We start from the raw sequence: 26,591 nt of genomic DNA, 5'->3' as shown, positions 1-26,591 counted from the left end.
CCGCGTAAGACGCGAGAGCTTGCCTGGTCCGTGATCCGCGGCGCACTGCCAGTGCGCCGCGTTTTTTTTGGGCCTGCCAAACGCTACTTGGGCTGCGCAACGGTACGCAGATACGGCTTGAGCGTCTTGAAGCCCTGCGGATACTTCTGCCTGGCCGCATCGTCGGAAACAGAAGTCGGGATGATGACGTCGTCGCCCGGCTTCCAGTTCACCGGCGTCGCCACCGAATGCTTCGCGGTGAGCTGCAGCGAATCGAGCAGGCGCAGCACCTCGTCGAAATTGCGGCCCGAACTCATCGGGTAGACAAACATCGCCTTCACTTTCTTGTCCGGCCCGATGAGAAACACCGCGCGTATCGTGGCGTTGTCGGCCGCCGTGCGGGGGCTGGCGCCGCTCGCGTTCGGGTGGATCATGTCGTAGAGCTTCGCGACGTGCAGATCCGGGTCGCCGATCATCGGATAATTGACGGCGCTCCCCTGCGTTTCCTCGATGTCCTTCGCCCACCTCGCATGGTCGTCCACCGGGTCGATGCTCAGACCGATGATCTTCGTGTTGCGCTTGTCGAACTCCGGCTTGAGCTTCGCCATATAGCCGAGTTCCGTCGTACAAACGGGCGTGAAGTCTTTCGGATGCGAAAACAGAATGGCCCATTGGTCGCCGATCCATTCATGGAAACGGATCTTGCCTTCGGTGGTCTCCGCGGTGAAATCGGGTGCATCTTCTCCAAGACGAATCGTCATCTTCTGTCTCCTGAATGCAGTGATTTACAGCTCGTGAGGTGATCGTGAGGGGTCTGCGTGCGCGCGAAAGTGCCTCCCGCTTTTGCATTTTAGATAGTCTCCGTGACGCTTATGAAAATCTTTGCTATTTCATTAGCATTACATCATCCATACATTTAGCCATTATTTAGCGCTAAAACCTGCATCGGCGCGCTATCGCAGGCTTGACATCCACTTGGCATGAAGCGAATAATGCGTCGTTCGATAATCGAAACTGTGTTCGAGTTACGAACACGAGAACAACAATAACGGGCTGGTCGTCTTGCCGTGCAAATACCCGCGTGCAAGGCGTGATATGAACCCGCTGCGCCGGGGCGGCATCGCCTCTCGCTGATGGAGGAGCCGCACCTGCCTCCCCGCCCCTACGCGCCTGGCCCCGCCAGCCGCACGGTGCCGGGACTACCCGCAAGCAACGCCTCCTGTCCGCTCCGGCCAGCCAGTAGCGACACGCTACGAACTAGCGCAAAGAGCATGAAAAGAGACCTCCAGACTGAAACGCGCGATTCCCGCCAGGGTGTCGTCGCCGCCCTCGTGTATGTTTTCGAGCGGGTCATGCCCGACCCCTTCGTTCTGTCCATCTGCCTCACCTTCTTTGTCGCCGTGCTCGCGCTCGTCATCGCGCCGCACGGCAATCTCCCCACGCTGCTCAGCGCCTGGTACGAAGGTACGTTCGGCATTCTCGGCTTCGCGCTGCAGATGATCCTGATCCTCGCCACGGGCTACGCCATTGCCGAAGCGCCCGTGATCCAGCGCGTCCTGCGCGCGCTCGCGGCCAGGGCGCAAACGCCGGCGCGCGCCGCGCTGCTGGTGTTTCCGGTGGTGGCCATCGCCGCGTGGCTGAACTGGGGCCTGGGCCTGATCGTGGGCGCGCTGCTCTCGCGTGAAATCGCGAAGCGCGTGAACGTGGATTTCGCGTGGCTCGTAGCCGGCAGCTATTCGGCATGGTCGATCTGCAATAGCGGGCTCTCCAGCTCGATCGCCCTCTCGCAGGCCTCGCACGGCAACGCGCTCAATCTCGTGGAAAAGGCGACCGGCCACGTGATTCCGCTCAGCCAGACCGTCTTCGCGCCGTTCGTCTTCATTCCCACCGTGCTCGTGGTGGTCGTGATGACGTTCATCTTCATCCGCATGCATCCGAAGCCCGAGCACGTGGCGCCGTTCAGCGAGGCGGCCGAAGCCGAAGCGAACGACGCCGGCGCCAGCGACGACCCGCACGCGCGCGTCGGCAACGGCACGCCTTCGTTCGCGTCGCGCCTCGAGCAGTCGATGCTCGGCACGCTGCTGCTGATCGTGCTCGGCGCAGGTTATCTGGCGATGGAATGGAGCGAAAAAGGTTTCGATCTCGACATCAACACGACGATCCTGATCTTCCTGCTGATCGGCCTCGCACTGCAGCGCACGCCTATCGCCTACGCGAACGCCATTCGCCGCGCCGCGCGCCAGACCGGCTCCATGCTGCTGCAGTACCCCGTGTACGGCGGCATCATGGGCGTAATGAAGGGCACCGGCCTCGCCTCGATGATCGCCAAGGCCTTCGTCACGATCGCCACGCCGTTTTCGCTGCCGCTCTGGAGCTATCTGAGCTCGCTCATCATCACGCTGCTCGTGCCGAGCGCGGGCGGCCACTGGGCCGTGCAAGGGCCGTTCGTGCTGCCCGCCGCGCTGAGCCTGCACGCCTCGGTGCCGCGCACTGCCATGGGCGTGGCGATGGCTGAAAACGTCTCGAACATGCTGCAGCCGTTCTGGGCCGTGCCGATCGTCGCGATCGCGGGCATTCGCATCCAGCGCGTAATGGGCTATACCGCCGTGACGTTCGCCGTGTCGCTCGTGATCTACGCCGGGGCGCTCTGGCTCGTGCCCTGAGCGTCAGGCGGTTCCGCCGCGAAGGAAGGCGCTGCGCTGGCCGCTTTGCAGTGGTTCGGCAGCGCCTTTTTTCATGCGGCGCGCGTGAGCCGCGCTGGCCTCGCGGCGCGCTAAGATCGGCGACAATGGGCAAGCCCGGACGGCGGCACGCCGCCCCGAATCGATCTGCGATCCGAACCAGGAGACTGCCATGACCGCCAGCGCGCTGCCTACCCCACCCTCATCGTCTTCGTCAGGCTCCGGCGAAGACGGCGGCGAGCTCGATCCGCGTTTCGTCGAGTTCGCGCGCCAGGTATTCGACACCGCGCGCCGCGGCGAATCCAACACGCTCGCCACGCTCATCGAACAGGGCCTGCCGCCGAATCTGCGCAACGAAAAAGGCGACAGCCTCGTGATGCTCGCGAGCTATCACGGCCACGCCGCCGCCGTGCGCACGCTCGTGCAGCACGGCGCCGACCCCAACCTGCGCAACGACAACGGGCAAACGCCGATCGCGGGCGCGGCCTTCAAGGGCTTTGCCGACGTGATCAGCGCCCTGCTGGAAAACGGCGCCGACGTGGAAGGTGCCTCTCCCGACGGCCGCACGGCGCTGATGATCGCCGCCATGTTCAACCGCTCCGATATCGTCGACCTGCTGCTCGCGCGCGGCGCGAACCCGGCGGCGCACGACGCCGCGGGCAACACCGCGCTCGACGTGGCGAACGCGATGGGCGCGGTGGCCACGGCCACCCTGCTCGCCGGGAAAGCCGGCGGCAAAAGCGCGTGAAAAGAACGCGGGAATCATGGGGCGCGATGGGCAGGCACGCGAAACGCTGCAAAGCGCATAACGGCACGCAGCGCCCTGGTGTCACTCCTGGTTTGCATACAACGCGCCGCCAGGCGACGCTATCCATGTAACACCCGTGCGTGCAGCGCCAGTGCGGGGCAGGCGATTTTCCACGAGCCGTGATATCGTTTTGTCATCGGATTCGAAGTCTGCACGCACCCGTCAATCGAACTCTGTTACTTTCGCGAGCGTCGCCATGAGTGATGTACGCCACCATCTGAGTCCGCGCGATCGCGTGGAGCTGCTCTGCTGGCTCACCTGCGGGAGCCTCGGGGCCTACTATCTCAACGAATCCTGGCCCAATGCGGCCTTTCACGTCCAGGCGGCGCACAAGTGGCTCGACCGTCACGCGCGCGAGGCCGACTGGCTCGCGATCGCGCGCCTCGCCGCCATGGCGCAGGATATCGCGCAGCAGCACGCGTGGTTCGTGGACGCGGTCTGGGCGCGCGACGCCGTCGAGGAAATTCTCGACACCGACGACCTGAACTACCAGGCCAAGCTCGTCCTGCAAGTGCTCAAGGACTGCGAACGAGCGCTCGCCGACCGTCGCCCCGCCGACTAGGGATCAAACCGGAACTCCATAAGCGGGGTTCCCCACACAGGCCACGCGTTTCTCCATCAAATGATGGACGCGTGGTGGTTATCCTCAGAACATACTCCCGCTTGCAGCGTCGGCCCTTTCCCCTTCGCCGGCCGCTCGCCCACGCGGGAGAACCCAAATGACTCGCCCCCTCGCCCCGATATTCGCCGCCGCGCTCTTCGCGTTGGCGTCGGCGAGCCCCGCTGCGCTCGCGCAAACCAGCGGCCACGCAACCGCCGTCAACGCCGCCCGACCCATCCAGCTGCAAAAAGTCGCGAAGCCGGCGTCCAAAGCCCCGCAAACCGCCAAAGCCACCAAGCCCGCTCCGCAATCGCTGCGCTGGCTGATGTCTGAATCTCCATGAAACGAACCGGCGCGCCCGCGCCAGGTTCGCGCTTCGCCACCCCGCCTCGAAGCGCAGCCGTCGCGGCTCAGGACTGCGACGGCTTCGCGCTGTCTGCCGCCGGCGGCGGCGCTGCCGGCGTCCAGCCATAGCCGAGCGCCTTGTACAGGCTCACGATCTGCGCGAGTTCCTGGTCCTGCAGCGACGACTGCTGCAACTGCGCGTTGAAGAGACTGCGCTCGGCGTCGAGCACCTCCAGATAGCTCGTATAGCCGCCTTCATACAGATCGCGCGCGACTGACGTGTATTCCGTGAGCGCGGCCACCTGGCGCGTCGTCGAATCCAGTTGATCGCGTGTGCGCGCGACGCCCACGAGCGCATTTTCGACATCGGCGAACGCCTGCTGGATCGTCTGCTCGTAAGTGAAAAGCGCTTCCTGCTGCACGGCTTCGGCCTGATGCACGCCACCCGCGATCGCACCGCCCTCGAAAATCGGCTGCGTGACCGCGCCCGCGAATGACCAAACGCGCGCGGGGCCAGTCCAGAGCCCCGAAAGCGCCGTGCTCGCGGCGCCGAACAGTCCCGTGAGCGAAATCTGCGGGAAATACAACGCACGCGCTGCGCCGATCGATGCATTCGCCGAAATGAGCGTTTGTTCGGCCTGCAGAATATCGGGCCGGCGCTCCAGCAGCGTCGACGGCAGGCCGGCGGGAATGGCGGGCGCCGTGAGCTCGGTGATCGACTTGCCGCGCGCAATCGGCCCCGGATTCTGCCCCAGCAGCAGCGAGATGGCGTCTTCCTGCGTTGCGATCTGCTGCTGGATCGAGTACACGGAGGTCTGCGCCGATTGGTACTCCGACTGCGCCTGGCTCACCTGCAACCGCGAAACGACACCGCCCGCATAGCGCTCGTTGAAGAGATCGAGCGCGCCCTTGCGGCTTTCGAGCGTGTCCTGCGCGATGACGAGCTGATTGTCGAAGTCGCGCAGTTGCAGATACGACGTGGCCACGTTCGCGATGATGGCGATGCGCGTGGCCTGCTTCGCAGACTGCGTACTCAGATAATCGGCGCGCGCGGCTTCGGTGAGCCTGCGCAAGTGGCCGAATAAATCGAGTTCCCAGGATACCGTGCCGTTCAGCTCCACCTGGTTGCCGACCACAGGCGGGAAGCCGGGCGCCGGCACGCCACGGCTACGCGACGCACCGAAGTTCGCCGATACCTGCGGGAACAGGCCCGCGCGCGTCACGACGTAGCGTCCGTAGAACTCCTCGACGCGTGCCGCAGCAATCCGCAGATCCTTATTCTGCGTAAGCGCCCTGGCGACGAGGTCGTTGAGCACCGGGTCGTTGAACTGCGTCCACCAGTCGAGCGTCGTATCGACGGCTTCCGCCTGCGGCGAGGCGTAGCGAAACGTCGACGGCGTCTCGACCGCCGGACGATGATAGTCGGGCCCGACCGCGCAGGCGCCAAGGCAAGCCGTCGCGATGGCGAGCCCAAGCGGACGCAGCGCGCGATTCGTCAAATTCGAACGGGTCTTCATCGCTCAGCCCTCCTGCGAAGGCGGCGCTACGGGCGGCGTGCCGGGATGCGGCGTGGCGTTCGCTTTCTTGCGCGACGAGAGCGTTTCGAGTCCCCAGAAGAACATCGGAATGAAGAAGAGCGCGATCACCGTGGCGCCGAGCATGCCCGCGATCACGCCGGTACCGAGCGAGCGCCGGCTCGCGGCCGATGCGCCGCTGGCGATGGCGAGCGGCACGCAGCCGAGGATGAACGCGAGCGAAGTCATGATGATCGGCCGCAGACGCAGCTTGGCGGCGTGCAACGCGGCGGCGTACGGCGACATGTTCTCTTTCTCGCGCATTTCAACGGCGAACTCGAAGATCAGGATGGCGTTCTTCGCCGCGAGCGCGATCAGCACCGTCAAGCCGATCTGGAAGTACACGTCGTTCTCCATGCCGCGCAGCAAGATGCCCACTAATGCCCCGAAGATCGCGAACGGCACGGCCAGCAGCACGCCAACCGGCAGCGACCACTTCTCGTACTGCGCCGCGAGAATGAGGAACACCATCAGCAGTGCGAAGCCGAACACTAGCGCGGCCGTCGAGCCGGCCTTCTTCTCTTCGTACGCCTGGCCGCTCCATTCAAAGCTGTAGCCTTCGCCCAGCACTTCGTTGGCAATCTGCTCCATCGCCGCGATCGCCTCGCCCGAGCTGTGGCCCGGCGCCGCGTCGCCGGTGATCTTCGCCGCCGGAAAGTTGTTGAAGCGGTTGACGATGTCAGGCCCGGGCACGAAACGCGATGTCGTCACGGCCTTGATCGGCACCATGTCGTTGTTGCGGTTGCGCACATAGAGCTGCTGGATATCGTCCGGGCTCAAGCGGTATTGCGGCTCGGCCTGGATGATCACCTGGAACAGACGACTGCCCTTCGGGAACTGGCTCACGTACAAGGAACCGAACATCGTCTGGAGTGCAGAATAGATGTCCTGAACCGGAACGCCGAGCGTTTCCGCCCGCTCCCGATCCACTTCCACGAGCAATTGGCGCGAATTCGTGTTGATGGTCGAATTCACGCCGCGCAGCGCCGGATTCTGGCGTGCCTTCGCAATCACCTGGCGCACCTTTTCCTCGAGCTGCTGATAGCTGCCGTCGCCGGTGCTCTGCAGCCAGAACTCGAAGCCGCCCGTCGTTCCGAGGCCCGGAATCGACGGTGGATTGAGCGGTACGACTACGCCGTCCTTGAAGGTGGAGAACGCCTTGGTGGCATCGCGGATCAAGTCCTGCGCAGAGCCGTTTTCGCCTCGATCCTTGAAGCCCTTGAGCGTCACGAACAGCGTGCCCGCGTTCGACTTGTACTGCGAGTCGATCAGGCTGTAGCCGATCGGCGCCGCCACCGAACTCACGGCAGGCTGTTTCGCGAACCAGTCCTCCGCTTTCTTCGAAAGGTCGCCGGTGCGGTCCAGACTCGCCGCGTCGGGCATCACGACCGCGCCGAACAGATAGCCCTGATCCTCCACGGGCAGGAACGACGATGGAATATGTTTGAACAGGCCGACGGTCGCGATCAGCATCACGACGATCAGGCCGATGGAGAGGATCACGCGGCGTATCGCCGTCTGCACCCAGCTGCCATAGCCCTCGGTCAGGCGCTCGAACTTCTCGTTGAACCAGCGGAAAAAGCGGTTCTTCTTGTGCTCGCCCGGCTTGAGCAGGATGGCCGCGAGCGCGGGCGATAGCGTGAGCGCGACGATACCCGAAAGCACCACCGAGACCGCGATCGTCACCGCGAACTGCTTGTAGAGCTGCCCCGTGATGCCCGAGAGGAACGCCACCGGTATGAACACCGCGAGCAGCACCAGCACGATCGCCACCACCGGGCCGCTCACTTCGTCCATCGCGCGCTTGGCCGCTTCCTTTGGAGGCAGCTTGAATTCGGTCATGTTGCGCTCGACGTTTTCGATCACCACGATCGCGTCGTCCACCACGATACCAATGGCCAGCACCATGCCGAACAACGTGAGCATGTTGATCGAGAAGCCGAACGCCTCCATGCCGATGAATGCGCCGATGATCGACACGGGCACCGCGAGCAGCGGCACGAGCGTCGCCCGGAAACTTTGCAGGAAGATGTACACCACGATGATCACGAGAATCACCGCATCGCGCAGCGTATGGACCACCTCGTTGATGGATTCATGCACGAACTCGGTCGTATCGAGCGCGACTTCATACTTGAGGCCAGGCGGAAAGCTCTTGTTCAGCAGTTCGAGTGTCTGACGCACCTGCTTGGCCACCTGCAGCGCATTCGCGCCCGGCTGCTGATACACGGCGAGCAGTGTGGCCGTCTTGCCGTTGTAGCGGCCGCGCAGCGAATAGTCCTTGGCGCCCAGATCCGCGTGGCCGATGTCCTTGAGGCGCACGATCGCCGCATCGCCCGATGCCGCGCGCAGGATGATGTTGTCGAAATCGGCGGGCTCCGTGAGGCGGCCCTTCGTCGTCACCGGGAACGTCTGGTTCACGGGCTTGCTGGTCGGCGCCTGGCCAAGGCGCCCCGCAGAGAACTGCTGGTTCTGCTGCGCAATCGCGTTCTGCACGTCGGCTACCGTAATGCCGAGCTTGGCCATGCGGTCGGGCTTGAGCCACACGCGCATCGCATAGTCAGCAGAACCGAAGATCGACGCCTGGTTCGCGCCCGGAATACGCTTGAGCGCGTCGAGCACGTAGACGTTCGCGTAGTTCGCCACATAAGACGCATCGTAGGCGTTATCGGGCGAATAGATCGCGATCACCATCATGAACGCCGACGAGCGCTTCTGCACCGACACGCCTTGCGCGGTCACCGAGTCGGGCAGGAAAGGCAGCGCGAGGTTCACGCGGTTTTGCACGTCCACCTGGGCGAGCGACGGATCGGTGCCGATATTGAAGTACACCGTGAGCGTCATGTTGCCCGTCGACGAGCTCGACGAGTTCATGTACATCATGTTGTCCGCGCCGTTCACCTGCTGTTCGATCGGCGCGGCCACGTTCTGCGCGACGATGTCGGCGCTCGCGCCCGGATACGTGGCGCTCACCGTGATGGTAGGCGGCGCGATGTCGGGAAACTGCGCGATCGGCAGGTTGAACATCGACACCAGACCGGCGACGACGAGCACGATCGAGAGGACCGACGCGAAAATTGGCCGGTCAATAAAGAAGTGGGAGAACTTCATCGTTCAGCCTCCCGCAGCGGGCGAGAACGTGACGTCCACGCGGCGGGATTTGTCGGGCGGATCGTTGGCGACGATCCGCGCCGGTTTGCCCATCTCGATGCGCTCGGTTTTCACGCCGGCCACGACCAGCGCGGCACGCACCGTCCCTGCGCGGGCGGCGGCGAGACGCTCATTCGCGGCTTGCGAGCCGCTCGAATCGGTGTAGCCGGAAATCACCACGCGCATGCCCGGCTCCGCGACGAGACGGCGCGCCACGGCTGCGAGTGCGTCGGCGGACTGGGCGTCGAGGCTCGAACTGCCCGACGCGAAGTAAAGCGCGGTGTGTTCGCCCAGCACGTCGGCAGCGCCGGATGCGGCGGCCGGTTGAGCGGCGCTCGTGCCAGCGTTGGCTTGAGCGTTGGTATTCGCGTTCGCAGCCGCCGGGCCCGAAGCTCCGGCCGCGCCCGCCTGCGCCCCGCCGCCTGCACCGGCGTCGGGCCCGCCAATATTGACGGTTGCGGGCGGCGTCGCCACGAGGTTCGACTTGACCGGCGCACCGGGCATGAGCCGCAGCGTATTGTCGATGACGACATGATCGCCCGGATGCAAACCCGACTTGATCACCCAGTCGTTGCCGTTCCACTCACCCGTTTCGACCACGCGCTGCTGCGCCTTGCCGTCCTTGTCGACGGTCCACACATACGCGCCGCGCGGCCCCTGCTGCACCGCCGCCTGCGGCACCGCCACCGCGGAAGTCCGCAGCGCGCCCAGCAGCTTGATACGCACGAACTGACCGGGCCGCAGCGACCCCGTGGGGTTTGGCATGGCGGCGCGAATCAGGTAGGTGCCAGTTTCCGAGCTGAGCGAGGCATCGGTAAACGCGATGTGGCCGCGTTCGGGATAGATGCTGCCGTCGGCGAGCACGATTACCGCTTCGAGCTTGCCGACGGGCGGCAGCTTGAGCGTGCCGTTCTGCGTTTGCGTGCGCAGATCGAGCATCTCGTTCTCGGAGAGCGAGAAGTTGATCCACATGGGATCGAGCTTCGCCACATAGGTGAGCAGGCTGTTGCTCGCATCGATATACGAACCGTCCTGCTTCTTTGCAAAGCTCGAAAGACCGGTGACTGGCGCAACGATCTTCGTATAGCCGAGATTGAGCGTCGCGCTGATGACATTCGCCCGCGCGCCTTCGACCGCGGCGGCGGCCGCCTGCTCCTGGCCGACCGAGTCGTCGAGATCCTTCTGGCTCAACGCGTTCTTCGCGGCGAGCGGACGCACGCGATTGAGGTTGGCCTGCGCGGTGACGAGCCGCGCCTTCTGCTGTGCAAGCTCGGCCTGCGCGGCATCGAGCGCGGCCTCGAAGGGTTTGCGGTCCATGACGAACATCACGTCGCCCGCGTGGACCAGCGAGCCTTCCGTATACACGCGCTTTTCGAGGAAGCCGTTCACTCGCGCGCGAATTTCGACCTGTTGCGAGCTTTCTGTCTGCCCTACGTATTCGAAGACCACCGGCACGTCGCGCAGCGCAACATTGATCACGTCGACGTTTGCGGCAGGTCGTGTTTCAGCAGCAGGTTTATTGTCATGACATGCAACGACGCTTACCAGCAATCCCAGCGACAGGCACAAGCTGGCTACCCGAAATCCGTGAGTCATGCTGTTCTCCGTTGTTATCGACGATCTGCGCTGGACCGACGAACCCCAAATCAGGCGCGCGCGGGCGATCGAATCGAACCAAATCGCCAAACTGACTTTGGTGCTCGAGCGAATACTACTGTTTTTCGGGAGAGCGCAGGATCAGGACGGCCAAAAAGTCGCACTCGATGAAAAGACCGGCACTCGCGGAGCAATAGTGTCCGGATTCATTTCGAAATCCGAAATGACGGAATCGTTCGCTAACGTTCGCGTGAAAATGCGCAACGCTTGCGTAGGAACAAAGTGAGAGCGCGGAAAGCGGAGATTGCGGACGCACGGAACGTGCGTCGCGTGGAGGGCGGGCGGGAGAACATCAAGGCATGTCGCAGCCGTCGCAGCAGCGGTTGCGACACGCGCTGCGAATCAGGCGGCGCGATCGAGCCGGCGCACCGAGCCGAACTCCGCACACGAAAGCGTGCGCATCAACAGCGCCATGGCCTCGGCGACACGGCGGCGATCGAGTTCGACGTGCAGACAAGCGAGATCGCTGCGGCGATCGATATCGATTGTATGCACGCCGAGCGCGCTGCCAACCAGACCATGCAGCGTGCAGCGAGCGAGTTGCGCTTCGCGCGTGGAAACGCGCACGACCAGCTGCACTGTCGTGCGATGGGTTGCCGGGTGAAGGGGCTTGCCCGGATTGTGCAGCGAGAGAACGGGCCGCGGCGCGGCGGCGGAGCGGGAACCGCGGGAATTCGGACCCTGCGAGACGATAGACGGCATACGTGTTGTGCGCACGCCGTCGTTCGGGGCGGCGCGCTCGAGTTGAACACGAACCGATTCTAGGCAGCGCCGCGTAAAAGTCGGGTAAACAAACACTGCGCGGCCGCTAAAAGTGCGTAGCGGCAGAAGAGAGAAGCGTTAATCGAGCGGACGACCCGCCGGCTCGCGAATGAGCGGCAGCGCGAGCAGCGAGACCGCGCCGCAGCCGATCAGATACCAGGCGGGCGCGAGCGGATTGTCGAGCAGCTTGATGAGCCAGGTCGCGAAGAACTGCGCGAAGCCGCCGAAGATCGAAACGCCCACGCAATACACCACCGACATGCCCGTCACGCGAATCGACTGAGGAAAGAGTTCGGGCAGCATCACGATATTGGGGACCGCCGTGAACGCGACGATCGCGCCCAGCACGGCCACGACCGCGAGCACGGTTGGGATGGTCGGCATGGCGTGAATGACCATGAAAGCCGGATAGATCACCGCGATCAGCAGCACGCGCGAAACACCCATCACCCACTTGCGGCCCAGGCGATCGGAGAGCGAGCCGGCGAACGGCGAGCAGACTGCCGTGACGAGCGCCGCGACGAGGGCCGCGCTCATGCCGACCGACATCGGCAGGCCGAGAATCTTGATCGCATAGGTCGACATGTAAAACAGCACGATGTAGTTCGCCGCCGTGCCGCCGATGGTCGTGACGACACCCGCCACGAGCGCCGTGCGATGACGCCCGAAAATCTCGCGCAGCGGCCGCGCCACGTCGGCCACGGGTTCGGCGTCTTCGACTTCGACGGGGTTCGCGAGCGTTTCGTCGAGATGGCGGCGGATATATACGCCCACCGGCACGACGAGCATGCCGATCACGAACGGCACGCGCCAGCCCCAGCTTTCGAGCGCGGCCTGCGAGAGCATGGTGGACAGCGCCACGCCGATGAGCGCGCCGCACACCGTGTTCAGGCCCTGGCTCACGAATTGCCAGCTGCCGTAAAAACCGCGCGAACGGTCGTCGGCGTATTCGAGCAGGAGCGATGTCGAGGCGCCCACTTCGCCGCCCACCGCGAAGCCTTGCACGAGACGCGCGAGCAGGATCAGTGCGGGCGCCGCGAGCCCGATCTGCGCATAAGTGGGCGCGAACGCGATGAGCGCCGAGCCGAGCGCCATGAGCCAGAGCGTGAGCGTCATGGCGGCCTTGCGGCCGACGCGGTCCGCAAACGCACCGATCACGATGCCGCCGATCGGACGCACGACGAAACCCACGCCAAAGCTGCCCACGGCGAGCATCAACTGGTTCAGCGAGCCGTGCACCGGGAAGTACAGCGAGCCGATGATCGACGCAAAGAAGCTGTAGACCGTGAAGTCGAAGAACTCGAGCCCGTTGCCGAGCGTGATCGCGAAGATGGCCTTCGCGCGCGAGCGGCGCGTGGAAGCCGGGGCGGCAGCGGCCGGCGCCTGAATCGACGTGGCATTCATCGGGTGTCTCCTCGTGTGTCTCGTGTCTCGTATCGTGGTGCGTTTACCCGCCGGCTTTGAGCTTCAGCCGCGCAGGAAGCGTTCGGCGAGCTGCACCCAGTATGCCGCGCCGGTGGCGAGGCAATCGTCGTTGAAGTCGTAGCCGGGGTTGTGCACCATGCAGCCGCCCTCCCCGTCGCCGTTGCCGTTGCCGATGATGAGATAGCTGCCCGCGCAGCGCTCGAGCAGGAACGAGAAGTCCTCGCTGCCGGTGAGCGGCGCCATGTCGTGGATGAGGCCGTCTTCGCCGAGCCAGTCGCGCGCCACATCCTGCGCGAACGCCGTCATCGCCGCGTCGTTCACGAGCACCGGGTAGCGGCGCTGATAGTCGATGCGCGCTGTCGCGCCGTAGGCGCTTGCCTGCGCATGCACGAGCGCCGTGATGCGCTCCTGCAGCAAGTCACGCACTTCGGGGCGCAGCGCGCGCACCGAGAGGCGCATCTGCGCGGTTTGCGGAATCACGTTGGGCGCGTCGCCCGAATGGATCGCGCCCACGGTGACGATCGCCATGTCGAGCGGCGGCACGTTGCGCGACACGATGGTCTGCAGCCCGAGCACAACGTTGGCGCACACCACCACCGGGTCGATCGCCTTATGCGGCACCGCGCCATGACCGCCACGCCCGTCGATGTCGATGATGACCGTGTCCGATGAAGCCATGAACGGCCCCGCGCGAAAGCCGAGCTTGCCCGTGGGAAAGCCCGGCATGTTGTGCATGGCGAACACGGCGTCGCAGGGAAAGCGCTCGAAAAGGCCTTCGTCGAGCATACGCTTCGCGCCGCCCAGGCCTTCTTCGGCGGGCTGGAAAATGAGGTGCAGCGTGCCGCTGAAGTTGCGCGACTGCGCGAGATTTTTCGCCGCTGCGAGCAGCATGGCCGTGTGACCGTCGTGGCCGCACGCGTGCATCTTGCCGGGAATGCGGCTCGCGTAATCGAGGCCGGTGTTTTCGTGGATGGGGAGCGCGTCCATGTCGGCGCGCAGACCGAGGCGCTGAGCGCCTTCGCCCACCTTGAGCGTGCCCACGACACCGGTGCCGCCCAGCCCGCGGTGCACCTCGTAGCCCCACTCGGTGAGGCGCTGCGCGACGAGGTCGCTCGTGACGAATTCTTCGAAGCCCAGTTCGGGATGCGCGTGGATCTCGTGGCGCAGCGCGATCATCTCCTCTTCGATCGCGGCGATTGCGGCCGGGATAGCCATCGTGTTCATACGAATTCCCTCCAGGGCGAGCGTGAGTGTGAATTCGCTTGAGAATAATGACGTCTCCTTTTGGCCGACAGCCCTAAAATAGTTGGCCCGCCAACCAGAAGTGCGCACTCGGGTTATCCCTATGAAGTTTCATCAGTTCCGCGCGCTCGTCGCCATGGCCGATACCGGCAGCATTCGTGCGGCCGCGCGTGCGCTTGGCATCTCGCCGGCGGCGGCAACGAAAGCGGTACGCGAGCTCGAAGCCGAGCAGCAAATCGCGCTCGTCACGCGCAATGCGAACGGCATCGCCTTCACGGAGGCGGGACAGGCGCTGCTCGTTCATGCGCGGCTGGTCGTGCACCAGATGTCGCGCGCCCAGGACGAACTCGATGCGCGGCGCGGGCGCGGCGGCGGCAAGCTCGCGATCGGGGTGACGCCGTGGCTCGCCCTGTCCTTTTTGCCCGACGCCGTCACGCTGTTTCGCGAGCGCATGCCCGGCATGCAGCTTGAGTTCTACGAGGGCCTGCTCAATATCGTGATGCCGCGGCTGCGCGACGGGTCGCTCGACTTTTCGCTAGGCAAGCCCGGGCCCGCTTCGCTGCATGCGGAATTCACGCAGACGCCGATCTTCGCCACGGAGTCGGCCGTGGTGGTACGCAAGGACCATCCGCTCTCGCATGCGCAATCGCTGAAAGAACTTCAGGATTGCGAATGGTTGCTCAACTGGGACCCGGCCAGCAAGGAGATGATCGCCGACGATGTTTTCCTGCGTCACGGTCTCCCGATGCCGAACAACGTGCATTTGGCGCACTCGTTCGTGGTGGCGATGGGGCTTATCATGAACACGGATATGGTGAGTATTTTTCCGTGGCCGTTGGTGGAAACGCGGTTTGCGCGCGACAATTTGCGTGCGCTCGCGCTTCAGGAGGAAGTGGATCGCACGGTGGTGAGCGTGGTTGCCCGGCGTGGTGTGCCGCTTTCTGCTGCGGCTGAGTGCTTTCTGGAGTGCCTCAAGGAGGCGATTCATGCTGGTGAGGCTTCTGCTAATCCTGAGCGTAGGCGGCTTTATCACTCGCTTGAGTTGCTGATTTGATTGGCCGCTTTTTTTGTCTTTGTTCTGGGTTCTTTGGCCTTTCCTTGTTTTCGCGTCGGTATGCAGGCGTTGCCCCTGTGCGGGGCGGCACCTACTTTCTTTGCGGCGGCAAAGAAAGTAGGCAAAGAAAGCCGCTCAAACCGCCTGCGCCTGCCACGGTTCACATCTCGACGTACACGGTGAATGGCTCCGGAGCGTCCGCCATCTCGCACCTTCAAAGTTAGTGACAAGGCGCTCTTCCTTCCGGCGGCGCTACGCGCGCCGAAGGGCATAACCTAAAACCATTGGTACGCGTGCATTCTCGCGAATGCTCACGCGTGCCATCTGGTTTCCCATGCAGACGCGACCGCAGCGCGCGTAGCGAGCAGCGGGATGAATGACTGCCTTGTCACTAAGTTGGGTGGTGCGAGGTGACAGACGCTCCGGAGCCATTCACCATGTACGTCGAGATGTGAACTGTGGCAGGCATTAGCGGTTTGAGCGGCTTTCTTTGCCTACTTTCTTTGCCGCCGCAAAGAAAGTAGGTGCCGCCCCGCACAGGGGCAACGCCTGCATACCGCCACGAAAACAAGGAAAGGCCAAAGCCGCAAAAAACTCAGAACGAAGTCCCAATCTGAAACTGAAACTTCTGATACTGATCACCGGCGTGCCTGACGATCGGGAACCCCAGATCAAGCTTGAGCGGCCCGATCGGCGAGATCCATTCAAGCCCCGCGCCATAGCTGTAACGCAAGCCGTTCGCCCCGGTGCTGCTGCCTTCGGTACCCCACACATTACCGCCATCCACGAAAGTGAATACACGCAGCGTGCGGTCATACCCCGTGCCCGGCAGCGGAAACGTCAACTCGATATTCCCCACCACCATCTTCGATCCGCCGATAGGATCGTTCGTCGTAGTGTCGCGCGGCCCGAGCGAACCCGACTCATAGCCGCGCACCGAACCGATACCGCCCGCGTAGTAGTTCTTGAAGATCGGATACGGCTTGCCACCCAAACCATTGCCGTAGCCACCCTGGAAGTTCAACCCCAGCACGAAGCCGCGCGCAAATGAGTAGTAATACTGCATTTGCGCATCGCCCTTGTAGTACTGCGTGCCCGCCGGCGTGCCGTATTCGGCGTTGGCCTGCGCGTAGTAGCCGCGGCTCGGCACCAGCGCGCTGTCGCGGTTGTCGCGCGACCAGCCCACGGTAAGCGGCACCGTGTTCGAGACGCGGCCAAAATCGTTCACGTAGTCCTTATAGGTCTGCGGCGTGTTGGCATCGACATCGAGGCGGTCCTGCTCGACGCCGAGGCCGAAATACACCATGTCGGTCTCGGAGAACGGAATGCCGAACTTCATGTCCGCTCCATAGGAAATGATGCGAAAGCTCGTGTCGTTCGTGCTCGAGTAGTAAAGCGGCTCGGTCGTGCGGTAGTAGACGTCAGTAATGCGTTTGATGCCGTCCACCGTGAAATACGGATCGACCTGCGTGACCGAGAGCGTACGGTATGTCGTGGCCGTATTCACGTTTAGCGAGAGGCTGTTGCCCGAGCCGAACACATTGTCCTGCGAAATGCCCGCCGAGATGATCGGCCCTTCGCCCGAACCATAGCCGAGGCCCAGCGAAAGCGTGCCGGTGGGCTTCTCGGTCACTTTCACGTTCACGTCCACCTCGTCCGGCGTGCCTTCCACCGGCACCGTGGTCACGTCCACGTCGGTGAAGTAGCCAAGGCGGTTGACGCGATCCTTCGAGAGCGCGAGGCGGTTCGAATCGAACCACGAGCTTTCGAGCTGGCGCATTTCGCGGCGCACGACTTCGTCGCGCGTGCGTGTGTTGCCGGTGACGTTCACGCGCCGCACGTACACGCGTCGGCTCGGATCGACCTGCAGCGTGAGCGCAACCGTGTGGTCCTTCTGGTCGATTTCCGGCAGCGCGTTCACGGTCGCGAATGCGTAGCCGTATTCGCCGAGCTTGTCGACGATCGCCTTGGTCGTGTCCTTGAGCTTTTGCGCCGAAAAGCGCTGCCCCGGCTTGACGCCCACGAGCTTCTTCAACTCGGCCTCGCGGTCAAGCAGATTGCCGGCCATCTTCACGCTCGAGATCGTATAGGGCTCACCCTCGTGAATCCCGATCGTCAGGTACATGTCCTTCCTGTCGGGTGACAGCGAAACCTGCGTCGAATCGATATTGAACTCCAGATATCCACGATCGAGATAGTACGAGCGCACGTTGTCGAGGTCACCCGTGAGCTTTTCCTTCGAGTACAGGTCGTTCTTCGTGTACCACGAGAACCAGTTCGGCGTGGAAAGCTGCATTTCATCGAGCAGCGTGCCGCCGCTGAACGTGTTGTTGCCGATGAAATTGATCTGGCGAATCTTCGCGCTCGGCCCTTCGACCACGGAGAACAGCAACCCGACGCGATTGCGGTCGATCGGCGTGACCGTCGTCGTGACTTCGGCCGCATAGTAGCCGCGCGTGAGGTACTGGCGCTTGAGCTCCTGCTCCGCCTTGTCGACGAGCGCCTTGTCGTAGCTCTGGCCCGGCGCGAGCCCGACCGACTTGAGCGCCTTCGTCAAGTTATCCTTATCGAATTCCTTGATCCCCGCGAAATCGATCGTGCCGATGGCGGCCCGCTCCTGCACCTGCACGATCACGGTGCCGCCCTGCGTGGAAATGCGCACGTCGCTGAAGAGGCTCGTCGCGTAGAGCGCGCGAATGGCGTCGGAGGCCTTGTCGTCGGTGAAGGGCTCGCCCTGCTTGATCGGCAGATAGGCGAACACGGTGCCCGGCTCGATGCGCGTCAGCCCGTCGATGCGGATGTCCTGGACCACGAAGGGCTCGGTGGCGTGCGCCGCAGCGGTCACGCCGATGCCGAAGCCGGCGAGAGTCAGTGCGCGTGCATAGCGCGCCGTGGTAGTTGATGCCGTCATGCGGGAGGTCGAATGTGAAGCCAACGAAGGAGCCGTGAGAGTGCCGAATGCGCCATGACCGGCGCGAGACGCGCGCGGCCGGCATCCACGGATGCGGGGTGTACAACGAGTGCGCCAGGCGAGGCCGGCGCGCCACGCCTATTGCATGCTCGCGCGGCCAGGCAGGCGCATCTTCGCGAGCCCTGTTGCGAGCGAGAGCACCTCGGTCATGTGCACGGCCTGCGCAGGCTGCAGACGGAACGACAGTTCGGCGCCGCCAGGCAGACGAAAACTCACAACGAGATGCTGCACGTCGCCCGACTCACGCCCGACCTCCCAGGCCTCGCAAGGCATGGTGAATTTCACGCTAGCGGTCTTGTGGCGAATGCGCTCGGAGCGGCCAATCGCGTTGGAAAGTGCGGCGAGCAGTTCATGCATCACCGAGCAATGCAGCGCGACGCTATCCGGCTGATTGCCGTTCACCATCAGGTACTGGCCGTCCGCAGTCAGCTCGAAATCGCGCAGGGAATGAATGGCAAGAGCCGGGGACGAGGACATGTGCGTCGCTCCGTTACGAAAGCATCGGCGGAGTCTAGTGCGCTGGGCGCGGTGTGCGCGTTACCCCTGCATTACAGGGATTACTTTCATCAATATTGCGCTGCGGCCCTGTACGGTCGTTTCGCACGCATCCATTTCCGCGCTACGCCAATACCCTGCGTACATGCAGCGGCTTTCGATCTCCTCTCTCTCGCACACTGTCACGGTCACCTTGAAGAATTTTTGGTAACCGTACCGGTTACGTTCGCTTTCTATCGGCAAACACCTCGACGCTCGCCTGTACCGCGAGTGCCTGTAAGGGAAAGCAAGACAAGAGATCGGCGAAGGCACCTGCGCGTTCGATACGCGCGAGCAGCATCGTGGCTGCGCCGTTGCGCACGCAGCCGTTACGGTCGAGAAATTGGCCCCAAAGCGAAAGCGCACGCAGGCGGGCGACGGGCTGCGCGCTTGCGATATAGGCCGCGGGAAAGATCCGCCGGTAAGCGGGCACGTTGTACAGCCAGGAAGTGCCGTGGACGAGCACGTCGCTCGACCCGCGACCGCTTTCGCGCAGTTGCCCGCACAACTGGTCGATCAAGGTCCGCAACTCGCCTTGCCGCTCGGCAAGTTGCCGGGAATCGAGCGGCGACATGCCGTTGTCGGTTCGAGTATTGAAATGCAGGCGCACCCCGCCATGCGGTTCCTGCGCGTAAGAGAAACAGCCAGCCGTCTGGTCGACCGCAGGCGCCGCCTGATGCGTTGGGCAGCGCTGCAGGTAACGCCACGTCCACTCGCACTGCTCAGCAACACTTGCGTGCTCATCGAGACCATCGAGATAGCCGGCCCACAGCGGGTGCGTGCGATCGAAGGTGCGTCCCGCGCCGAAGCGCACATAAAGATTCGTGCAGTCGAGCAACGCCGCCGCGAGCGGGATGTCCGCGAGGCGCGCCGCCGTGCGCGCGAAACGCACCTGGAGGTCGTAAAACGCGCGTTCGGGTCTCAACGGGCCTAGTCTCCTTCGTCCACGATACAATGCGGCTGCGTTCGATCCGTCCCCCGCTGCCCCTATCCGACATGCAGAATACTACCCGGGCCTTCCTGTTGGGCCCGTTGCTCAAAGGCGTTTCCCGTTCGTTCTACCTCACGATGCGCGTGCTGCCCGCCGGCATGCGCGACCCCGTGGGCGAAGCCTATCTGCTCGCGCGCGCCGCCGACACCATTGCCGACACCGCGCTGATCCCGCCCGAGCGGCGGCTCGCCCTGCTGCTCGCGCTGCGCGAGCGCGTGAACGGCGCGACGAACCATGACACCCTGCTCGCCGATCTCGCGGGAGAGGTCGCGGGCCAGCAAACGCAATCGGACGAGAAGCTGCTGCTCGAATCGCTGGGCAGCGCGCTCGACGTGCTCGCGCAACTCGACCAAGCCGACCGCCAGGCCGTGCGCGGGATCGTCACGACGCTCACCGAAGGCATGGAATTCGATCTACGCACGTTCCCCGACGAGCGCTCGGGCCAGGTGGCCGCGCTCAACACGTGGGACGAACTCGACCGCTACACCTATCTCGTGGCGGGCTGCGTAGGCGAGTTCTGGACGAAGATGACCTACATGCACTTGCCCGGCACGCTCGCGCCCTCGCTGGAACAAACCATGTACACGCGCGGCATCCGCTTCGGCAAGGCGTTGCAGATGGTGAACGTGCTGCGGGACTGCGGCAAGGATCTGCGCATTGGCCGCTGCTATCTGCCCGCTTCGATGCTGGCCCAGGCGGGGCTCACCGCGCAGGACCTGATGCAGCCCGGCGCCTCGGCGCGCGCACGGCCGATCATGCTCGAACTCGTGCGTATCTCGCTCGATCATTTCCGCGCGGCCATCGACTATACGTTCGCGCTGCCGCGCTTTTCGGTGCGTCTGCGGCTCGCCTGCCTGTGGCCCATTCTCATCGGCCTCGAAACGCTCGAACGCCTCGTCGACAACGACGACTGGCTCGATCCCGCGAAGACCTCGAAGGTCACGCGCAACGATGTCTATCGCATTCTTGCCTGCTCCACCGCGCTCGCGCCTTCGAACGCGCTGCTCCGTGTCTGGTTCAAGCGGCTCTTCGCGCGTGTCGAGGCGCGCATCAAGGCCTGAAAAGTACGGTCAAAAAAAAGCGCGCTTCGCAGCGCGCCTTTCGCGACTCGAAACAACGCGCCTCAACTTTTCTCCGCGCGATACAGCTTGATGATCGCAGAGAAGTCGAGCTTGCCGTCGCCGTGGCTGCTCATCGCCTGATAGAGTTGCTGCGCAAGCGCCCCCATGTACGCGGGCTGATGCACGCCTTTGGCAGCGTCGGTGGCGAGACCCAAGTCCTTGAGCATGAGGTCCGTGCCGAAACCGCCTGTGTAGCCGCGCGAAGAAGGCGCCGTCTCGATCACGCCCGGATACGGGTTGTACGTATCCGAACTCCAGCAGCGGCCTGTGGACGTGTTCATGATGCCGCCCAGCACTTTCGGATCGATGCCGAGCGCCTCGCCTAGCGCCATCGCTTCGGCCACCCCGGCCATCGTGACGCCCAGCACGAGGTTGTTGCAGATCTTCGCCACCTGCCCCGTGCCCGTCTCGCCGCAATGGACGATGTTCTTGCCCATGCCCAGGAGCACCGGCTTCACGCTCTCGTAGTGCGCGGCGCTGCCGCCCACCATGAAGGTGAGCGTGCCCGCCGCCGCGCCGCCCGTGCCGCCCGACACCGGCGCATCGACGAACGCGTTCCCCTGCGCCTGCGCCAGCTTCGCGAACTCCTTGACGCTCGCGGGATCGATCGTGCTCGAATCGATGATCGTCACGCCCTTCCCAACGCCCGCCAGCACGCCGTCTTCCGCAGTGAGCACGCTTCGCACGTGCGCCGCAGCGGGCAGCATCGTGATGACCCACTCCGCGCCGCTTGCCGCCGCCTTCGCCGATGCGGCCTTCTGCGCACCGGCCTCGGCGAGCGTTTGCATCGCGCTCGCGCTCAAGTCGAACACCGTCACCGTATGTCCCGCCTTGAGCAGGTTGAGCGCCATCGGCGCGCCCATGTGGCCCAGCCCGACAAATCCGATTTTCATGAGCCTTTCTCCCTTATTGTTCAGTACTCCATGTTTATCGCGGGCAGCGCTTCAGCGCAGGCTGATCGTCGTGTTCACGCCGTCGCTCACGGTCGCGTCGTCGAACCAGCGCGCGGTGACCGTCTTGGTCTGCGTGTAGAACTGCACGACCTGCTTGCCGTACGGGCCCAGGTCGCCGAGCTTCGAGCCGCGCGAACCCGTGAAGCTGAAATACGGCACCGGCACCGGAATCGGAATGTTGATGCCGACCTGGCCAATGTCGATCTCGCTCTGGAATTTGCGCGCCGCCGCGCCACTCTGCGTGAAAAGGCCCACGCCGTTGCCGAACGGATTCGCATTGACGATGGCGATCGCTTCATCGAGTGTCCTCGCCGTGAGCACCACGAGCACCGGCCCGAAGATCTCGTTCGTGTAGATGTCCATGTCGGTCTTCACGTTCGTGAACACCGTGGGGCCGACGAAGTTGCCGTTCTCGTAGCCGGGCACCTTCACGTCGCGGCCATCCAGTGCGAGCGTTGCGCCTTGCTTCACGCCCGAGTCGATCAGGCCGAGAATGCGCGTTTTTGCGGTGCGCGAAACGACCGGTCCGACGTCGGTCTTCGCCTCATGGCCCGCATTGACCTTGAGGGTCTTCGCCTTTTCCACCAGCTCGTCCACCCATTGCTGCGCGGCGCCCACGAACACGGCCACCGAAGTCGCCATGCAGCGCTGACCGGCCGCGCCGAACGCCGCGCCGACCAGCGCATTGAGCGCCTGCTCGCGATTCGCATCGGGCAGCACGACAGCGTGATTCTTCGCGCCCATCATCGACTGCACGCGCTTGCCGTGCTCGCTGCCCAGACGATAAACGTGCGTACCCACGGCCGTCGAGCCGACGAACGAAATCGCCTTCACGAGTTCGTGCGTGCAGATCGCGTCGACGACTTCCTTGCCGCCGTGCACGACGTTGAGCACGCCCTTCGGAATACCCGCTTCGATGGCGAGTTCGACGAGCTGCATGGTCGAGAGCGGGTCCTGCTCCGAAGGCTTGAGCACGAACGTATTGCCGCAGACGATCGCCATCGGGAACATCCACAGCGGAATCATCGCAGGGAAGTTGAACGGCGTGATGCCGGCACACACGCCTAGCGGCTGCTGCAGCGTATAGGTGTCCACGCCGCCTGCGACGTTCTCTGCGAAGCCGCCTTGCTGCAGCGTGCCGATCGAGCAGGCGTGCTCGACCACTTCGAGGCCGCGGAAGATGTCGCCCTCGGCGTCGGGCAGCGTCTTGCCCTGCTCGGCGGTGAGCGTCTGCGCGATGCGCGGCATATGCTCGCGAATCAAGGCCTGCAGTTTGAGCATGATGCGCAGGCGCGCGCCGAGCGGCGTGTTCTTCCACGTGGCGAACGCGGCGTGCGCGGCCTTCACGGCCCGATCCACTTCCTCGACGGTCGCGAACGGCACGCGCGCGAGCACTTCCTGCGTGGCCGGATTGACGATGTCGCGCCATTCCTTCGTTTTCGATTCGACGAACTCGCCGTCGATGAGCAGCTTGACGGTGGAAACTTGCGCGTTGGATGCCTGGGTCACTGCGTTCATCTTGAACTCTCCCTGATGGATTCGAACCGGCCGGCCGTGGCCGGATATAGCGAAATATGCGGAGTCGGCGAAATCTTCAATCGCAGCACGCACGCAAGCACGCTGTGCAAATGCATGCGGACATATCGAGCGTGCCGGGAATGGAACTGGGCGAGGTAAAGGAGAGTCCTGCTGAGCACGGACGCGCCTGTGTGCATGCCTGCGGCGCCCGCGCGGGGAACGACTGCATTTGCATCGTCTGTCTCCATCCTTGTTGTCGTGCGACCGTGTCTGTTTCAGTCGCCTTGTCCAACGAGTATAGTTATTCGAATATCCACGGCATAGAGATGAAAAAGCCCATCCGATATGCAAAAAAACACAACGAGCAGCATGGAGACACTGAACTGGGACGATCTGCGCTACTTCCTGGAAGTCGCTCGCACGCAGCGTGCGAGCGGCGCCGCGAAGCGCCTGGGCGTTGACCACACTACCGTTGCACGCCGGGTGCGCGAGCTGGAGGCAGCGCTAGGCACTGTCCTGTTCGACAAATCGCGTTCGGGCGGCTTCGTGCTGACGGCCGAAGGCCAGCGGCTGCTGGCCTACGCGGATGCGGTGGAAACCACGGTGCAATCGGCCAGCGAGCAGTTCGCGATCGGCGCGCAGTCGCTCTCGGGCCATGTGCGCGTGGGTTCGACGGAGGGTTTCGGCTGCTTCTTTCTTGCCCCGCAGTTGGCGCGCTTCACGGGCCAGCATCCCGACATGTCGATCGACCTCTTGCCGGTGCCGCATTTCGTGAGCCTTTCGAAGCGCGAGGCCGACCTCGCGATCATGCTGGAACGCCCCGAGCGCGGACAGTACGTCTACACGAAGCTATGCGACTACCGGTTGCGCCTGTACGGCACGCCGGCCTATCTCGAGCGCCACGCGCGCATACGCACACCCGCCGATCTGCGCAATCACGCCTTCATCAGCTATGTCGCCGATCTGGCGTTCAGCCACGAACTGCTCTATCTCGAACGCACAGCGCCGAACGTGAGCGCAAACCTGTGCAGCACCAGCGTGATCGCGCAATACCATGCTGCGCTGCAGGGCAGCGCGCTCGCCATCCTGCCTTGCTTCATGGCCGAACCGGACCCACGCCTCGTGTCGATCCTGCCCGACGAAGTCGTGGTGACGCGGCGCTTCTGGCTGTGCAGCCGCGAGGACTTGCGCAAGCTGCGGCGCATCACGTCGCTCTGGGACTATCTGCGCGCAGCCGCCGACGCCAATCGCCCGCTGCTGATGGGCGAATCGCCGGAAATGCATTACGTCGAGCCGTGAGCGCAAAGCGCTTTACAGTGTCGATAAGCAATTAAAAAGCCGCACATGCAGTCCACGAACGGGACTGCATGTGCGGCCTTCAGGAAGGAAGACACCCGCTCCGGCGTCGTCGCCCGCACCTCGAAGGGCGATGGGCGCGCGCCGGCTAGCCAATGCTCAGGTCCCAACCGGGCGGATGGTCAGCGCGTTGCGCACCGACGTCACGCCTTCGACGCCCTTGGCGACATCGCCAGCGCGCTGGATCTGCGACGCATCGGGCACGGTGCCTTGCAGCGTGACGGCGCCGTCTTTCGCACGCACGGTGATGTTGGAGACGCTCACGTTCTTTTCACGCGCCAGCGCCGCACGGACCTTGCGGCCGAGCGCGCGGTTCGCTGCACGTGCCTGACGCAATGCTGCCTTCGATTGATTGACGTTGTGCTGGGCTGCGGCCGTCGGACCGCTGGCAGGGGTTTCTGCGGCCGCCGGGGCCGAAGCGTCCTGCGCGTAGACCTGGAACGAGGCCGCCACGAGTGCCGTGGCTGCGGCAAGCTTGAACATCTGAATAGCCTTCATGCAGTTTCTCCTGTTGTCAGTCTTATTGCAGGCCCAGGAATGGGCCGTTAACTACACCATTGACTACAAAACATTCACGCGCCAAACGGCGATGGGGAGTAACAATACCGCAACTATTTCATTCTTGACACGAAGCGTGCCCAACCTGTGATTCCACGCCACACTTCCTGGCGCTTTCCGCAGACGAATACAGTTGATAGTCCAAATAGTGAAGCCATTGCGCTAGACGGCAATTGAATCGCTTCAAAGCCCGCTTTACAGTCCATTCACCGGCGTTTCATTGCCGTTTTTAAACGTCCGGCGCAATGCTTTCAGCCATGATCCGCTTTGGTGCATGCGATATGAATACAATGACTAATCGCGTAATCCAGAGCGGGATTGAGCCGCTTTATTCAAACAGCAACGCGCATCACTCAAGTAGCGTTGACAATACGATCAGCGGTTAACCCGAATACCCATTGCGCAATACGAGAGGCCGGTATCAATTGGCCAATTGCGCCTTTATCCATCGATAGAACTGCTGGATCGCCGCTTCGCGCGGATGCCCTTCTCGCCACGTGAAGTAATAGTCGAGTGAGGCCGGAATGCGGACCTGCCCCAACTGCACCAGCTCACCGCGCTCGATGAAACCGCGTGCGAGCTGCAGGCGCGCCGTAGCCACCCCTTGCCCGGCCACCGTTGCCTGCAGCAGCAGGCCCGCGTCGTCGAACACCGGTCCGCGCTCTGGTTCGTCGCCGGCCACGCCCGCGGCTTCGAAGAAGTCGCGCCACGAGCGGCGCGAAAAACGCAGGAGCGGCATGCTCGCGAGACCTTCCATGCGAAAGTCGGGATGACGTGCGAGCAAGGCCGGACTGCATACCGCAACGACCTGGTCGTCCAGCAGCTTGCGGATCTGGAAGCCGGGCTCGTCGACCCGCCGATGCCAGATGCCGATGTCGAAAGGATAGGGGTCGGGCGGCGTCACGTCGGCGTGCATGCGCAGCGAGAGGTCGACCATGGGGTGGCGATCGTAGAAGTCGCCCAGGCGCGGAATCAGCCAGACAGATGCGAAATCGGACATTACGCTCAGTTCCAGCCGCGTGACGCCGCTCACGCCGGGGCGCGTGGCGTCGAGCGCATCGCGCAGGTCGTCCAGACTGCGGCGCACGCGCTCGGCCAGCTGCGCGCCCGCCGCCGTGGGGATCATGCGGCTGCCCGCGCGGCGGAACAGCTCGACGCCCAGTTCCGTTTCGAGCGCGCGCAGGTGATGGCTCACGGCGCTGTGCGTCAAATGTAATTCTTCCGCGGCACGGCTGAAACTGCGGCGCCGCGCAGCGGCTTCAAGGGCGCGCAGCGCCTGCAAAGGAGGGAGAGGTCGGGCCATGACGTCAAA

22 protein-coding genes are annotated in these 26,591 nt (G+C 63.7%); 8 read left to right on the top strand and 14 right to left on the bottom strand.

Translation table 11 applies throughout. The features are described 5' to 3' along the window. Positions 1-83: 83 nt before the first annotated feature. Positions 84-740, bottom strand: coding sequence for a peroxiredoxin (locus tag AB3X99_RS25305; RefSeq protein ID WP_069269301.1), 657 nt, complete (start codon positions 738-740; stop codon positions 84-86). A gap of 510 nt (positions 741-1,250) precedes the next feature. On the opposite strand from AB3X99_RS25305, the gene AB3X99_RS25300 reads away from it, so the two are divergent. From AB3X99_RS25300 to AB3X99_RS25285, 4 genes are all read left to right on the top strand, one after another. Beyond that, on the top strand, positions 1,251-2,642 hold the full coding sequence (locus AB3X99_RS25300; RefSeq protein WP_368618489.1) for a short-chain fatty acid transporter: 1,392 nt from the start codon (positions 1,251-1,253) through the stop codon (positions 2,640-2,642). Between the two features lie 190 nt (positions 2,643-2,832). Further along, on the top strand, positions 2,833-3,408 hold the full coding sequence (locus AB3X99_RS25295; RefSeq protein ID WP_368618488.1) for an ankyrin repeat domain-containing protein: 576 nt from the start codon (positions 2,833-2,835) through the stop codon (positions 3,406-3,408). 256 nt (positions 3,409-3,664) lie between these two features. Next, on the top strand, positions 3,665-4,030 hold the full coding sequence (locus AB3X99_RS25290; protein WP_028205078.1) for a hypothetical protein: 366 nt from the start codon (positions 3,665-3,667) through the stop codon (positions 4,028-4,030). A 157-nt stretch (positions 4,031-4,187) separates the two neighbouring features. Then, positions 4,188-4,412 (top strand): hypothetical protein, encoded by a 225-nt coding sequence (locus AB3X99_RS25285; RefSeq protein ID WP_368603601.1) that lies wholly within the window; start codon positions 4,188-4,190, stop codon positions 4,410-4,412. Positions 4,413-4,479: 67 nt separating this feature from the next. Here AB3X99_RS25285 and AB3X99_RS25280 read toward each other — a convergent pair whose 3' ends face one another. From AB3X99_RS25280 to AB3X99_RS25270, 3 genes are read right to left on the bottom strand one after another with little or no spacing between them, the layout of a single operon-like run. Further along, positions 4,480-5,931, bottom strand: coding sequence for an efflux transporter outer membrane subunit (locus tag AB3X99_RS25280; protein ID WP_368618487.1), 1,452 nt, complete (start codon positions 5,929-5,931; stop codon positions 4,480-4,482). A gap of 3 nt (positions 5,932-5,934) precedes the next feature. After that, positions 5,935-9,099, bottom strand: coding sequence for an efflux RND transporter permease subunit (locus AB3X99_RS25275; protein ID WP_368618486.1), 3,165 nt, complete (start codon positions 9,097-9,099; stop codon positions 5,935-5,937). Between the two features lie 3 nt (positions 9,100-9,102). Further along, positions 9,103-10,617, bottom strand: a complete 1,515-nt coding sequence (locus AB3X99_RS25270; RefSeq protein WP_368618485.1) for an efflux RND transporter periplasmic adaptor subunit — start codon at positions 10,615-10,617, stop codon at positions 9,103-9,105. Between the two features lie 115 nt (positions 10,618-10,732). Here AB3X99_RS25270 and AB3X99_RS25265 point away from each other — a divergent pair, with 115 nt between their 5' ends. Then, positions 10,733-11,020 carry a hypothetical protein gene (locus tag AB3X99_RS25265; RefSeq protein ID WP_368618484.1) on the top strand — a complete coding sequence of 96 codons (288 nt, stop codon included), beginning with the start codon at positions 10,733-10,735 and terminating at the stop codon, positions 11,018-11,020. Positions 11,021-11,136: 116 nt separating this feature from the next. Here AB3X99_RS25265 and AB3X99_RS25260 read toward each other — a convergent pair whose 3' ends face one another. The 3 genes from AB3X99_RS25260 to AB3X99_RS25250 form a co-directional block, all read right to left on the bottom strand. Beyond that, the gene (locus AB3X99_RS25260; RefSeq protein ID WP_368618483.1) at positions 11,137-11,511 is read right to left on the bottom strand and encodes a hypothetical protein; all 375 of its coding nucleotides are present in this window, start codon (positions 11,509-11,511) and stop codon (positions 11,137-11,139) included. Positions 11,512-11,634: 123 nt separating this feature from the next. After that, a complete protein-coding gene (locus tag AB3X99_RS25255) occupies positions 11,635-12,960 on the bottom strand; it encodes an MFS transporter (protein WP_069269307.1) in 1,326 nt (441 codons plus the stop codon). A gap of 63 nt (positions 12,961-13,023) precedes the next feature. Continuing rightward, positions 13,024-14,205 carry a M20 aminoacylase family protein gene (locus AB3X99_RS25250; RefSeq protein WP_368618482.1) on the bottom strand — a complete coding sequence of 394 codons (1,182 nt, stop codon included), beginning with the start codon at positions 14,203-14,205 and terminating at the stop codon, positions 13,024-13,026. 121 nt (positions 14,206-14,326) lie between these two features. On the opposite strand from AB3X99_RS25250, the gene AB3X99_RS25245 reads away from it, so the two are divergent. Further along, positions 14,327-15,277 carry a LysR substrate-binding domain-containing protein gene (locus tag AB3X99_RS25245; RefSeq protein WP_028205070.1) on the top strand — a complete coding sequence of 317 codons (951 nt, stop codon included), beginning with the start codon at positions 14,327-14,329 and terminating at the stop codon, positions 15,275-15,277. A 595-nt stretch (positions 15,278-15,872) separates the two neighbouring features. Here AB3X99_RS25245 and bamA read toward each other — a convergent pair. The 3 genes from bamA to AB3X99_RS25230 all read right to left on the bottom strand — a co-directional run bounded on the left by bamA (position 15,873) and on the right by AB3X99_RS25230 (position 19,707). Beyond that, a complete protein-coding gene (gene bamA / locus AB3X99_RS25240) occupies positions 15,873-18,188 on the bottom strand; it encodes an outer membrane protein assembly factor BamA (RefSeq protein ID WP_083245500.1) in 2,316 nt (771 codons plus the stop codon). Positions 18,189-18,326: 138 nt separating this feature from the next. Continuing rightward, positions 18,327-18,725 carry a hypothetical protein gene (locus tag AB3X99_RS25235; RefSeq protein ID WP_342946313.1) on the bottom strand — a complete coding sequence of 133 codons (399 nt, stop codon included), beginning with the start codon at positions 18,723-18,725 and terminating at the stop codon, positions 18,327-18,329. A 238-nt stretch (positions 18,726-18,963) separates the two neighbouring features. Then, a complete protein-coding gene (locus tag AB3X99_RS25230; RefSeq protein ID WP_368618481.1) occupies positions 18,964-19,707 on the bottom strand; it encodes a hypothetical protein in 744 nt (247 codons plus the stop codon). A gap of 71 nt (positions 19,708-19,778) precedes the next feature. Between AB3X99_RS25230 and AB3X99_RS25225 the strand changes: the two genes are divergently transcribed. Continuing rightward, on the top strand, positions 19,779-20,834 hold the full coding sequence (locus AB3X99_RS25225; RefSeq protein WP_368618480.1) for a phytoene/squalene synthase family protein: 1,056 nt from the start codon (positions 19,779-19,781) through the stop codon (positions 20,832-20,834). A gap of 62 nt (positions 20,835-20,896) precedes the next feature. On the opposite strand, the gene mmsB is transcribed toward AB3X99_RS25225, so the two are convergent. Together mmsB and AB3X99_RS25215 are read right to left on the bottom strand one after the other, a co-directional pair. Then, positions 20,897-21,787, bottom strand: a complete 891-nt coding sequence (mmsB, locus tag AB3X99_RS25220) for a 3-hydroxyisobutyrate dehydrogenase (RefSeq protein WP_368618479.1) — start codon at positions 21,785-21,787, stop codon at positions 20,897-20,899. Between the two features lie 51 nt (positions 21,788-21,838). Continuing rightward, the gene (locus tag AB3X99_RS25215) at positions 21,839-23,365 is read right to left on the bottom strand and encodes a CoA-acylating methylmalonate-semialdehyde dehydrogenase (RefSeq protein ID WP_342946317.1); all 1,527 of its coding nucleotides are present in this window, start codon (positions 23,363-23,365) and stop codon (positions 21,839-21,841) included. A 345-nt stretch (positions 23,366-23,710) separates the two neighbouring features. Here AB3X99_RS25215 and AB3X99_RS25210 point away from each other — a divergent pair, with 345 nt between their 5' ends. Then, positions 23,711-24,664 (top strand): LysR family transcriptional regulator, encoded by a 954-nt coding sequence (locus tag AB3X99_RS25210; RefSeq protein WP_069267472.1) that lies wholly within the window; start codon positions 23,711-23,713, stop codon positions 24,662-24,664. A 156-nt stretch (positions 24,665-24,820) separates the two neighbouring features. Here the strand turns inward: AB3X99_RS25210 and AB3X99_RS25205 are convergent, their stop codons facing one another. Next, on the bottom strand, positions 24,821-25,219 hold the full coding sequence (locus AB3X99_RS25205; RefSeq protein WP_069267471.1) for a BON domain-containing protein: 399 nt from the start codon (positions 25,217-25,219) through the stop codon (positions 24,821-24,823). 481 nt (positions 25,220-25,700) lie between these two features. Then, on the bottom strand, positions 25,701-26,582 hold the full coding sequence (locus AB3X99_RS25200) for a LysR substrate-binding domain-containing protein (protein WP_069267470.1): 882 nt from the start codon (positions 26,580-26,582) through the stop codon (positions 25,701-25,703). Between the last annotated feature and the right edge of the window lie 9 nt (positions 26,583-26,591).

This window comes from Paraburkholderia sp. BR10882 (assembly GCF_040948855.1).
Lineage (GTDB): Bacteria > Pseudomonadota > Gammaproteobacteria > Burkholderiales > Burkholderiaceae > Paraburkholderia > Paraburkholderia nodosa_A.
This window is presented reverse-complemented; position numbering and strand designations above follow the sequence as displayed.